The 10,972-nt window shown below is 70.3% G+C and carries 11 protein-coding genes; 2 read left to right on the top strand and 9 right to left on the bottom strand.

All coding sequences use genetic code 11. From position 1 onward, the window contains the following. Positions 1 to 109 precede the first annotated feature (109 nt). A complete protein-coding gene (locus CLV30_RS01245; protein ID WP_106535357.1) occupies positions 110 to 535 on the bottom strand; it encodes a VOC family protein in 426 nt (141 codons plus the stop codon). An 88-nt stretch (positions 536 to 623) separates the two neighbouring features. Here CLV30_RS01245 and CLV30_RS01240 point away from each other — a divergent pair, with 88 nt between their 5' ends. Both CLV30_RS01240 and CLV30_RS01235 read left to right on the top strand, forming a co-directional pair. Then, complete coding sequence (locus CLV30_RS01240) at positions 624 to 1,220, top strand: TetR/AcrR family transcriptional regulator (protein ID WP_106535356.1); 597 nt, start codon at positions 624 to 626, stop codon at positions 1,218 to 1,220. Between the two features lie 77 nt (positions 1,221 to 1,297). After that, complete coding sequence (locus tag CLV30_RS01235) at positions 1,298 to 2,089, top strand: sterol carrier family protein (RefSeq protein ID WP_106535355.1); 792 nt, start codon at positions 1,298 to 1,300, stop codon at positions 2,087 to 2,089. Between the two features lie 82 nt (positions 2,090 to 2,171). Here CLV30_RS01235 and CLV30_RS01230 read toward each other — a convergent pair whose 3' ends face one another. From CLV30_RS01230 to CLV30_RS01195, 8 genes are all read right to left on the bottom strand, one after another. Beyond that, entirely contained in the window at positions 2,172 to 2,951 is a 780-nt protein-coding gene (locus CLV30_RS01230; RefSeq protein ID WP_106535354.1) for an anti-sigma factor family protein, read from the bottom strand. Beyond that, the gene (locus CLV30_RS01225; RefSeq protein ID WP_205740358.1) at positions 2,941 to 3,474 is read right to left on the bottom strand and encodes an RNA polymerase sigma factor; all 534 of its coding nucleotides are present in this window, start codon (positions 3,472 to 3,474) and stop codon (positions 2,941 to 2,943) included. Before CLV30_RS01225 ends, CLV30_RS01230 begins: the two co-directional genes overlap by 11 nt. A 99-nt stretch (positions 3,475 to 3,573) precedes the next feature. Continuing rightward, positions 3,574 to 3,882, bottom strand: coding sequence for a hypothetical protein (locus CLV30_RS01220; protein WP_106535353.1), 309 nt, complete (start codon positions 3,880 to 3,882; stop codon positions 3,574 to 3,576). A 10-nt stretch (positions 3,883 to 3,892) separates the two neighbouring features. Continuing rightward, on the bottom strand, positions 3,893 to 5,578 hold the full coding sequence (locus CLV30_RS01215) for a sodium:solute symporter family protein (RefSeq protein ID WP_106535609.1): 1,686 nt from the start codon (positions 5,576 to 5,578) through the stop codon (positions 3,893 to 3,895). Between the two features lie 112 nt (positions 5,579 to 5,690). After that, positions 5,691 to 7,043, bottom strand: coding sequence for a serine hydrolase domain-containing protein (locus CLV30_RS01210; protein WP_420841948.1), 1,353 nt, complete (start codon positions 7,041 to 7,043; stop codon positions 5,691 to 5,693). A gap of 27 nt (positions 7,044 to 7,070) precedes the next feature. Beyond that, complete coding sequence (locus CLV30_RS01205) at positions 7,071 to 8,459, bottom strand: rhamnulokinase (protein WP_106535608.1); 1,389 nt, start codon at positions 8,457 to 8,459, stop codon at positions 7,071 to 7,073. Positions 8,460 to 8,555: 96 nt separating this feature from the next. Beyond that, positions 8,556 to 10,598, bottom strand: coding sequence for a bifunctional aldolase/short-chain dehydrogenase (locus CLV30_RS01200; RefSeq protein ID WP_106535351.1), 2,043 nt, complete (start codon positions 10,596 to 10,598; stop codon positions 8,556 to 8,558). After that, on the bottom strand, positions 10,595 to 10,972 hold the full coding sequence (locus CLV30_RS01195; protein ID WP_106535607.1) for an L-rhamnose mutarotase: 378 nt from the start codon (positions 10,970 to 10,972) through the stop codon (positions 10,595 to 10,597). The genes CLV30_RS01200 and CLV30_RS01195 overlap by 4 nt, the downstream gene beginning before the upstream one ends.

Here is a 10,972-nt window from a genome sequence, read left to right as displayed (position 1 = left end):
CAATCGCGTCACCGCAGTTGGACGCCTAGTGATGCCCGCCATCGCACATGATCACAGGCGCCCCGGGCGCGGACGATCGTTGATGATCACGTCGGAGCGCCTCGTTCGTTCAGCCGGTGGCAGCCTTCGTGTACTGGTCGGCGAACTCGCCGACCGGTTCGATCGGTGTGATCACGTCGATGAGAACGTCGTCCGGCGCTGCGATGATGAAGTGACGCTGGCCGAAGTCCTCGCTGCGCAGGTCCAACTCGACGCTCAGGCCGGCGCCGCGGACGAGGCGGTCGTACTCCGCGTCGACATCGGTGACCTCGAAGTTGAGGAGCAAGCCTCGGGCCGGCGCGCGGTATGCGGGTGGCAGGGTCGGGTGGCGGTGGTCGAGCAGAGCGAGCTCGTCGTGCGGTGGTTCGGGGTGTCTGAGGCTGACGTACCAGTCGGACTCGAACGTCGTCTCGAAGCCGAAGTGCGTGCGGTAGAAGGCGTGTGACGTCGCCGGGTCGGACGACTGGATCACGGGATAGAAGCTGGTGACGGACACGGATGCTCCATTCGAAGAAACATACCAACGGTAGGTATGTGAGACGGTAGGTCGCATACCATCGGTATGTCAACTGGAGGAGTCCCGCGTGCGCCGAACCAAGGCACAACAACGACAAGACACCACGCACGCTCTCGTCACCGAGGCCAGGACATTGTTCGCCCGGCACGGATACGCCGCGGTGAGCCTCGCCGACATCGTCGACGGTGTCGGCTTGACCAAGGGAGCGCTGTACCACCACTTCGACAACAAGGCCGCGCTGTTCCACGCGGTCGTCGAACAGGTGCAGAGCGAGGTGGCGGCACGAGTCGTCGCAGCGGCTGAGACGTCTGACGATCCGTGGCTGCGGCTGACCGCCGGATGCGAAGCGTTCCTCCGCGCGAGTGCCGATCCGGACGTTCAACAGATCATGCTCGTCGACGGTCCGGCGATCCTGCGGTGGCACGAATGGCGAACCATGGACGAGGCGGCCTCGGGCCAGCACCTGAGCGAGGCGTTGGCTGAGCTGATCGAGCAGGGAACCATCCCGGAACAGCCGATCGCACCGCTGACTCATCTGTTGTCCGGCGCCATGAACGAGGCCGCCCTGTGGCTCGCACAGTCGACACGCCCGCGGGATCTCGACGACACGATCGTGGCGTTGTCGCGGTTGCTGGACTCGTTGCGCCACCCGAAGCTGACGTAGCGCCGTTGCCGTCGGCGTCGACCTCTCGGCTCGCCCCTGTGAGGCTCTGCCACCGTCCAGCGGGTTAACCTGCCCCGATGGCGAAACGGATCGATCCCGTCACGGCGTGGGCGGCCTACGAGGTCGGCATATCGACGGTGCGGAGCTGGCTCGACGACCTCCCCGAGCAGGCGTGGGCGCAGCCCAGCGTGCTGCCGGGGTGGGACGTCACGGATCTGGCGGCGCACCTGGCCACGGTGTCCGCTTCGGTGACGGTCCTGGCCGCGGCGCCATCGGACGCGCATGCGGGGACGGCGAGCGATTATCTGGCCTCCTACGCGGCCGTGGCGGACGAGATCGCGGACACCGCGCGTGAGCTCGCCGATGACGGGGACCGCGAGCCCGCGGCCGTTCTGGCGCGGATCGACGAACAGCGCGCGGCCGCCGCCGAGGTCGTCGAACGCATCGGACTGCACGACCAGGTCGTGACCACGCGCCGGGTGCCGGTCCGTCTCGGTGACTACCTGCTGACGCGCGTCGTCGAGATCGCCGTGCACGCCGACGACCTCGCGCGGTCGGTGCCAGACGTGACCGCTCCGGCGCTGCCCCGGGACACCGTTCGGATGGCAGCCCGTGCACTGCTGGACGTGCTGGCCGAGCGGGCACCGGGGCGCAGCGTCGAGGTTCGGGTCCCGCCGTTCGCCGCGGTGCAGTGTGTCGAGGGGCCGCGGCACACCCGCGGGACGCCGGCCAACGTCGTGGAGCTGACGTCGGCGTCGTGGTTACGGCTGGCCGCTGGTCGGACGTCGTGGGAGGACGAGGTCGCGGCCGGCAACGTCAGCGCGAGCGGCGACCGGGCGGACCTCAGCGGGTTGCTGCCGTTGTTGTGAGCACCACCAGGCTTCTGCTCGCGTCACGAGGCTTGCAAGGGTGGCGACGCATGGAATTCCATGCATGCCTTCAACAACGTGATCATTCTCCGGAGCGGTCGGGCAGCGTCGCGATGAGCGGTGGGGTGTCCGGGGCGACCAGCCGGACCTCGCGGACCTGGTAGATGTCGGCGTTGATGGTGCCGCCGGCGCCGCCGGTCTTGGCCTCGACGTCGCAGCTGGCGACGTCACCGGTCCAGTCGTCGGTCGCCACCCGGACGTCGTAGACACCCGGCGCCGGGGCGTCGCCGAGCACGGCGAACACCCACGACGGCTCGCCCTGGTACAGGAACACGTGTCCCACCTGCTCACCGGAGGCGTCGCGGACCGGGGCGGCGGAGAAGTACTGCCCGTCCGCGATGTCGAGCGTCTTGCGGTACCCCTCGGCCAGCTCACGTTCGTCGGATGTCGTCTGCCAGACGATGCCGGCACCGGCCAGACCGATGACGGCGGCGGCCGCTGCGAGCACCAGGCCACGTACCCAGTGCCGTCGTGTGCCGTCGGCCGGCTCGCCACCGGCGTGGCCGTCGTCCGAACCCGCACCCGAGCCGTCGTCCGGCCCGGTGCCTTCCGGTCCGGCGTCGTCCGAGCCGGCGATCCGTTCGAGGACCGCGCTCTCGAAACCCGCGGGCGGCTCGTGCGAGGGAGCGAGCAGCAGCACCTCGTCGGCCACCCGGCTCAGCCGTTCGAGCTCGGCGCGACAGTCGTCGCACTCGGACAGATGGTCGAGGACACGGGCGCGGTCCGGCCCGCTGGCAGCCCCGGTGGCGACCTCGGCCAGGGACTCGGCGAGTTCGGCGCACCGGTTCGGATCATTCGCCATGACTCACCTCCAGCATCGTGCGCAGCCGGGACAGGCCGGTCCGGATGCGGGTCTTCGCCGTGCCCAACGGCACCCCCTGCCGCTCGCCGATCTCGCGTGCGGTGAGCCCGAAGTGCACGGACAGCAGCACCGCGGTGGCCTGTTCGCTGGGCAGTTCGCGCAGCGCCGCGGCGACCCGATCGCAGTCCTCGACGCGGTCGCCGTCGGACGCCGCCGTCGTCATCATCTCGGCGACGGCGACCGGATCGGTGGCCAGCTCGCGCCGCACCCGGACGACGTCGATCGCGACGTTGCGGGTGATGGTCAGCAACCAGGTGGACGCCTGTGCCCGGCGCGGGTCGTAGTTGCCGGCGTGGCGCCAGGCCCGGACGAACGCCTCCTGCGCCACCTCCTCGGCGACGGCCGGGACGCCGACGACCGACAGCGCCAGGCCGTAGACGCGCGCCTGATGGCGCCGGACGAAGCCGGCCATCGCGTCCGCGTCGCCGGTGGCCATCCCGGCGAGAAGCGCTTCGTCCGACACTCCCACACCTTTGTATACGCGATCCGCGCCGACAACGATTGCCCACGCGGTCACTGGTCGGGTGACATCACATCACACCGGGTGCGGTGCGGGGCGATCTCAGCGCTGCTCGGTGTCGTCTCCCGTGTGCTGGTCGCCTGTGTCCTCCTCCGGCGCCTCCTCGTCCGGCCGGACCGGGCGCAGCTGTCCCCAGACGACGAACACGGCGGCGGCGACCAGCAGGCCCGCTCCGGTCCACAGGTTGAGGTTCGTGCCGTCGGCGCGTTCGAGATCCGCGTCGCTGGTGCCGAAGAACCCCATGAACAGGATGATCACTCCGAACAGTCCGAGCAGGCTGGCGATGACGACGCGGATGTCGAAGACACTGGTCCGGCGCGGCCCGCCGCCGGAGTTGTCGGTTGTGCTCATGGTTGTCTCCTCACGCGAACGCGACGTTCAGGATGATGATCAGGGCGAGGGCGATGCCGGCCATCAGGGTCGGCCGCTGGTACCAGGCCTGTCCCTCGTCTCGCGGATCGTAGAAGCTCTCCCGCGGCGTCAAGCTGTACACCAAACCCACCAGCTCGGCCTCCGCCTTGGGCGCGGTGACGGCGGTGACCGCGACGCTGACCGCGATGTCGACGACGAACGCCGCGCCGGCGGCCACGAAGGCGGTGCCCTGACCGGGCAGTCCCACGAGACCGGTCTCGGACATGATGAACACCGTGACCGCGGCCAGGGTGCCGGCCACCAGCCCCGTCCAGCCCGCGGCCGGTGTCATCCGCTTCCAGAACATGCCCAGAATGAACGTGGCGAACAGCGGCGCGTTGAAGAACGAGAACAGCTGCTGCAGATAGTCCATCAGGTTGGAGTAGGTCGCGGCGATGGCCGCGGTGCCGATGGCCGCGACCGTGGCCAGTACGGTGACCACCCGGCCGACCCGCAGGTAGTAGGCGTCGTCGCGGTCCTTGACGACGTAGCGCTGCCAGATGTCGTAGCTGAACACGGTGTTGAACGAGCTCACGTTCGCCGCCATACCGGCCATGAACGACGCCAGCAGGCCGGAGATCGCGAGCCCGAGCATCCCGTTCGGCAGCAGGTCGCGGATCAGCAGGAGTAGCGCGTCGTTGTAGTCCACCCCTGTCTGCGCCGACTGCGTCTGTTTGTAGCGGGCGAGCTCGGGCACCAGCACCCCGGCGATCATGCCGGGGATCACGACGATGAACGGAATGAACATCTTCGGGAACGCGCCGATGATCGGCGTGCGCCGCGCCGACGACATGCTCTTCGACGCCATCGCCCGTTGGACCTCGACGAAGTTCGTGGTCCAGTAGCCGAACGAGAGCACGAAGCCGAGCCCGAAGACGATCCCGATCACCGACAGCACGCTGGAGTCGAACCCGGCCAGTTCCGATCCCGGCCACGCCCCCGTCTGCGCGCCCGAGCCGGTCTGCTGCTCGATCCGCGACACCAGGCCGTCCCAGCCGCCGACGCGTTGCAGCGCGACCATGGTGAGCGGGAAGAGCGCCGCCACGATCACGAAGAACTGCAGTACCTCGTTGTAGATCGCGGCGGACAGGCCCCCGAGCGTGATGTAGCTCAGGACGATGGCTGCCGCCACCACGACCGACACCGTGATCGGCCAGCCGAGCAGGACGTTCACCAGCGTCGCCAGCAGGTAGAGGTTGATGCCGGCGATCAGGACCTGCGCGAGGGCGAAGCTGATGGCGTTGACGAGGTGTGCCGGCGAGCTGAACCTCCTGAGCATGAACTCCGGGACGCTGCGCACTTTGGAGCCGTAGTAGAACGGCATCATCACGACGCCGAGGAACAGCATCGCCGGCACGGCGCCGATCCAGAAGTAGTGCATGGTCGGCATGCCGTACTGCGCGCCGTTGGCGGACATGCCGATGATCTCGATGGCGCCGAGGTTGGCGGAGATGAACGCCAGTCCCGTCACCCAGGCCGGAAGTGACCGGCCGGACAGGAAGAAGTCGAGGCTGTTCGACACCGCGTACCGCGCCATGAGCCCGATACCCAGTACGAACACGAAGTAGATCGCGATCAGGGTGTAGTCCCAGAACCCTGCGTCCAGGCGCAGGTCGGCTTGGGCGAGAACGGTCATACGTGCACGCTCCGCATCCAGGTCGGCGACGGCCACGGTGCCGGACAACCGGCATTGCGAAGGGCCGTACCCGAGATGCGGGCGCGGCATGATCACCGCGAATGATGCCGAGTCAGCGCCAGCCGGCCTCGTCGACCCCGCCGGGAACGTCGGCGTCCGGGTCGTAGGGCGTGCGGGTGAACCGGAACGAGGCGAGATCCAGGTGGCTGACGGAACGGTCGCGGCGGCGGATCACGTGCAGCGGCTCGCCGGCGAAGTACCCGTCGAGCCCCACCCACCGGTCCGGTCCGCACGCATCGAACCGGGACGCGCGGCCGGCGCCGTCGACCGGTCGCAGGTGCAGGCGCCCGTCGCCGGCCGCGCGCAGCTCGAAGCCCGCGGGACCCCAGTACCAGGGACCGACCAGGTCGAGGACCTCGGCGTCCCCCTCGGCGACGTGCCACGGCTCCGGCGGCAGCGGCTCGGCCTGCGTGAGCTCGGACAGCAGGTCGGTGCCGAGGCTACGCGGCAGCCCGGAGGTGGAGTTGGTGAACAGCACGACGCCGTCGCCGGTCTCGACGTCCACGCGCACCGAGGCCAGGAATCCCGGCATCGACCCGCCGTGCCCGACGAACCTGCGCCCCTCGATGTTCCACACCTGAACACCGAGCCCGTGCGCGGCGGTCCAGGGTGAGCCGGGCGTGTCGTCGACGACCAGCGGTGAGCGCATCTCCGCCAGCGTGTCCGGATCCAGCAGCCCGCCGGTGTCACCGGCCAGGAACGCCGCCCAGCGGGCCAGGTCGCGCACCGTCGACCAGAGTTGCCCGGCCGGGGCCATGGCGCCCGCGTCGTGCTCCGGCTCGGCCAGCACGACGTCGGCGAACGGGTGCACGGCCAGCCCGTGCGCGTGCGGGGCCACCGGGCGCGCGGTGGTGCGCTGCATCTCCAGCGGGTTGAGCAGCTCCGCCGACACGGCCGTGGCCCACGGATGGCCGCGGTGCCGTGCGATCAGCTCGCCGAGAGCGGCGTAGCCGACGTTCGAGTAGTGGAACCGGCGCCCCGGCGGATGCCGTAGCCCGAGCTGGTCGACGAGCGTGCGCCAGTACTCGCCCGCTGTCCGCTCCCACCACGGGCCGTCGGTCTCGGCCTGCAGGCCGGCACCGTGCGACAGCAACTGGGCGACGGTGACGTGCCCGATGGCGGTACCGGGGACGTGTTGCTCGAACGGGTCGGTGAGGTCGAGAGCCCCTTCGTCGCGCAGCCGCATCACGACGACCGCCACCAGTGTCTTCGTGATGGAGCCGATGCGGTACTGGGTGTGTTCGTCGGCCTCGTGGCCGGTGACTCGCCCGTCGATGGTGCCGCGTGCGTGCGACCAGACCAGCCGGCCGCCGCGGACCAGACCGGCGGCCAGCGACGGCAGCCGGGCTTCGGACTGCGCGACGTCGATGCGGTGCGACAGGTGTGCGGCGGTGGTGTCCTGGATCACGACGTGAGCTTACGTGAGGGCTGTTCAGCGGTCCGTGCTCGTTCGCGGGCGTGGCTCGTAGCGGCGCACCGGATGGGTGGCGCGGATCAACGCGCGCATCGTCCACAGGTCGCCGGTGACCGCGCCGTGCGCTCGTGCCTGCACGAGCACGTTGCCGAGAGCGGTCGCCTCGACCGGACCGGCCACCACGGGAAGCCCGCATGCGTCGGCCGTCAGCCTGCACAGCAGCTCGTTCTGCGCGCCGCCGCCGACGAGGTGCACGACGTCGACCTCGTGGCCGGACAGCGCGACCGCGTCGCGGACGGTGCGCGCGTACGCGTCCGCGAGGCTGTCGAGGATGCACCGGACGGTCCTGGCCTGTCCTTCCGGAACCGGTTGCCCGGCGCGCCGGCACGCGTCGGCGATCCGGCCGGTCATGTCGCCGGGCGGGATGAACGCCGGGTCGTCGGGGTCGAAGACCGGCCCGCCGGGGCCGACGTCGGAGGCCATCGCCAGCAGGGTCGGCAGGTCGCTGGTCAGCCCGGCGCGTTCCCACTCCGCGACCGACTCCGCGAGCAGCCACAGGCCCATGACATTGCGCAGGTATCGAACCGTTCCGTCGACGCCGCCCTCGTTGGTGAAGTTCGCCTCGCGGCTCGCGGCGGTCAGCACCGGTCCGTCCAGCTCGACACCGACCAGCGACCACGTGCCGCACGACACGTAGGCGAACCGCTCGTCAGCGGCGGGCACGCCGACGACGGCCGAGGCGGTGTCGTGCGAGCCGACGGCCGTTGCCACCATCGACGACGCGACCCCGGTCTCGGCCCGGACCTCGGGCAGCAGCGGGCCGACGACGTCGCCGGGCCGGCGCAGCTCGCCGAACAGGTCGCGGGACAGGCCGGCCTGCCGGACGAGCTCGTCGGCCCAGGTGCCGCGGCGGGCGTCGAACAGCCCGGTCGTCGAGGCGTTGGTGCGCTCGGTGCCGAGTTCGCCGGTCAGCCAGTAGGTGAACAGGTCGGGCAGGAGCGCGAGATGTTCCGCGTGCCGCAGCCGGACCGGGCTCTCGGCGGCGAGCTGATAGATCGTGGTGAACGGCAGGAACTGCAGGCCGGTCGTCGCGTACAGCTGCGCGGGGTCGATCCGCTCGTGCACCTCGGCGGCGACGCCGTCGGTCCGTGAGTCCCGGTAGTGGTACGGATTGCTCACGAGCGTGCCCGCCGCGTCGAGCAGGCCGTAATCGACCGCCCAGGAGTCGATCCCCACGCTGCGCAGCTCTCCGTCGCAGGCTCGTCGAGCCGCGGCCAGCCCGTCCAGCAGGTCGCGGTACAGCCGGAGGACGTCCCAGTGCAACCCGTCCGGAAGCCGGACCGGCACGTTGGGGAAGCGATGCGCCTCGGTCAGCTCGAGCCGGTCCGGGGCGACCCGGCCGAGCATGACGCGGCCGCTTGAGGCGCCGAGATCGACGGCCGCGAGGGTGGATCCGTTCGCTTCGCTCACCGCTCACCTTCCTTCCGCGATCAACTCGACGGGCTAGCGCAGGAACGCGGCTGCCACGCCCGCGTCGACGGGGATGTGCAGTCCGGTGGTGTGGGACAGGTCGCCGGCGGTGAGCGCGAACACCGCGTTGGCGACGTGTTCGGGCAGCACTTCGCGTTTGAGCAGGGTGCGCTGGGCGTAGAACGCGCCGAGTTCCTCCTCGGGCACCCCGTACACCGCGGCGCGCTGGGCGCCCCAGCCGCCGGCGAAGATGCCGGAGCCGCGGACGACGCCGTCGGGGTTGACGCCGTTGACCCGGATGCCGTGCTCGCCGAGCTCGGCGGCGAGCAGACGCACCTGGTGGGCCTGGTCGGCCTTGGTGGAGCCGTAGGCGACGTTGTTCGGGCCGGCGAACACGCCGTTCTTGCTGGCGATGTAGACGATGTCGCCGCCGAGACCCTGGGCGGTCATGACGCGGGCGGCCTCACGGGACACCAGGAACGATCCGCGCGCCATCACGTCGTGCTGCAGGTCCCAGTCCCGGGTGGTGGTCTCCAGCAGCGGCTTGGAGATGGACAGGCCGGCGTTGTTGACGACCAGGTCGACACCGCCGAAAGCCCGGGCGGCCTCGGCGAACGCGGCGGCGATCTGCTCCTCGTCGGTGACGTCGACGGTCACCGGCACGGCGACGTCACCACCGCCGAGCTCGTGTGCGGTTTCCGCGGCGGCGTCGGCGTTCAGATCGGCCACGACGACGCAGGCGCCCTCGGCCGCCAGCCGCTGCGCGGTCGCCCTGCCGATACCCGACGCGGCACCGGTGACCAGCGCCACCCGTGTGGCCAGCGGCTTCGGCGCGGGCATCCGGGCCAGCTTCGCCTCCTCCAGCGCCCAGTACTCGATCCGGAACTTCTCCTTCTCCGGGATCGGCGCATACGACGAGACCGCTTCGGCGCCACGCATCACGTTGATCGCGTTGACGTAGAACTCGCCGGCGACCCGCGCGGTCTGCTTGTCCTTGCCGAAGCTGAACATGCCCACGCCCGGGACCAGCACGATCGCGGGGTCGGCGCCGCGCATCGGCGGCGTGTCGGCGTCGGCGTGGCGTTCGTAATAGACGGCGTAGTCCTCGCGGTAGGCCGTGTGCAGTTCACGCAGCCGGGCAACCGCTTCGTCCAGCGGCGCCGACGGCGCCACGTCGAGCACCAGCGGCCGGACCTTCGTGCGCAGGAAGTGGTCCGGGCAGGACGTGCCCAGGGCGGCCAGTGGCGCCAGCTTCTCCCGGGCCACGAAGTCCAGCACCACGTCGCTGTCGGTGAAATGCCCGACCTGTGGCTTGTCGGTCGAGGCCAGGCCGCGGATCACCGGTGCCAGTGCGGCGGCGCGTTCATGCCGCTCGTCCTCGGGCAACGCCTCGAAGCCGTCCACGATCGCGCCGAACGGCTCCGGGTCGCCACGCTCGGCCAGGAACCGTTCCGCGGTGCGGATGATCTCCAGGGAGTTCGCCTCGCACTCCTTGCTGGTGGCGCCCCACGCGGTGATGCCGTGACCGCCCAGGACGCAGCCGATGGCCTGTGGGTTGTCGGCGGCGATCGCCGCTATATCCAGCCCCAGCTGGAAACCCGGGCGCCGCCACGGCACCCACACCACCCGGTCGCCGAAACACTCCCGCGTCAGCGCCTCCCCGTCGGCGGCGGTGGCCAGTGCGATCCCGGAATCCGGATGCAGGTGATCCACGTGCGGAGCATCCACCAGGCCGTGCATCGCGGTGTCGATCGAGGGCGCGGCGCCACCCTTGCCGTGCAGGCAGTAGTCGAACGCCGCGACCATCTCGTCCTCGCGGTCGACCCCCGGATAGGCGTCGACGAGTGCGCGCATCCGATCCAGCCGCAGCACCGCGAGCCCGTTCTCGGTGAGCGTGCCCAGATCGCCCCCAGACCCCTTCACCCACAGCAGCTCCACGTCGGTGTCGGTGACGGGATCGATCCCCGTGCCCTTGGCGGACGTGTTCCCGCCCGCATAGTTGGTGTTGCGCGGATCGGCGCCGAGGCGGTTGCTGCGCTCGAGCAGGTCCGCCACGCCCGGCGGTGTGGTGGTCATCGTTCCTTCCCTGGTTCGTTTCGTGCCGCTGTTCCGTTCGCGGCGTCGAACTGGTCGTCGAGATCGAAGACCTCGTCCAGCAGTCGCCAGTGACGATCCGGAGCGCCGCCGTCCAGCCCGCTGAACAGGTCGGACATCTGCCGTTGCCATCGGTCGTTGACCTCGGTGGCCGCGACCGCTGCCTGCGCCGCGGCCAGGTCGTCGGCCTCGACGTAGCCGACCAGCAGGCCGTCGTCGCCGAGGAACAGTGTGTAGTGGCGCCAGCCCGCCTCTTTCAGCGCGGTCAGCAGCTCCGGCCAGACCTGGGCGTGGCGCCGCCGGTACTCGTCGAGCCGGTCCGGACGGACCTGGCCGACCAGGCAGTAGCGGGGCAC

It is taken from the genome of Haloactinopolyspora alba (genome assembly GCF_003014555.1).
In the GTDB taxonomy this organism is placed as follows: Bacteria; Actinomycetota; Actinomycetes; order Jiangellales; family Jiangellaceae; genus Haloactinopolyspora; species Haloactinopolyspora alba.
The sequence above is the reverse complement of the archived record's forward strand: the minus strand, read 5'-3'. Positions and strand labels throughout refer to the sequence as shown.

Bases quoted from the DNA above. Each gene is read 5' to 3' on its own strand.
- CLV30_RS01235 (WP_106535355.1), top strand. From the start codon at position 1,298: ATGGCGAAACGGATCGATCCCGTCACGGCGTGGGCGGCCTACGAGGTC.
- CLV30_RS01230 (WP_106535354.1), bottom strand. From the start codon at position 2,951: ATGGCGAATGATCCGAACCGGTGCGCCGAACTCGCCGAGTCCCTGGCC.
- CLV30_RS01220 (WP_106535353.1), bottom strand. From the start codon at position 3,882: ATGAGCACAACCGACAACTCCGGCGGCGGGCCGCGCCGGACCAGTGTC.
- CLV30_RS01215 (WP_106535609.1), bottom strand. From the start codon at position 5,578: ATGACCGTTCTCGCCCAAGCCGACCTGCGCCTGGACGCAGGGTTCTGG.
- CLV30_RS01205 (WP_106535608.1), bottom strand. From the start codon at position 8,459: ATGCTCGGCCGGGTCGCCCCGGACCGGCTCGAGCTGACCGAGGCGCAT.
- CLV30_RS01200 (WP_106535351.1), bottom strand. From the start codon at position 10,598: ATGACCACCACACCGCCGGGCGTGGCGGACCTGCTCGAGCGCAGCAAC.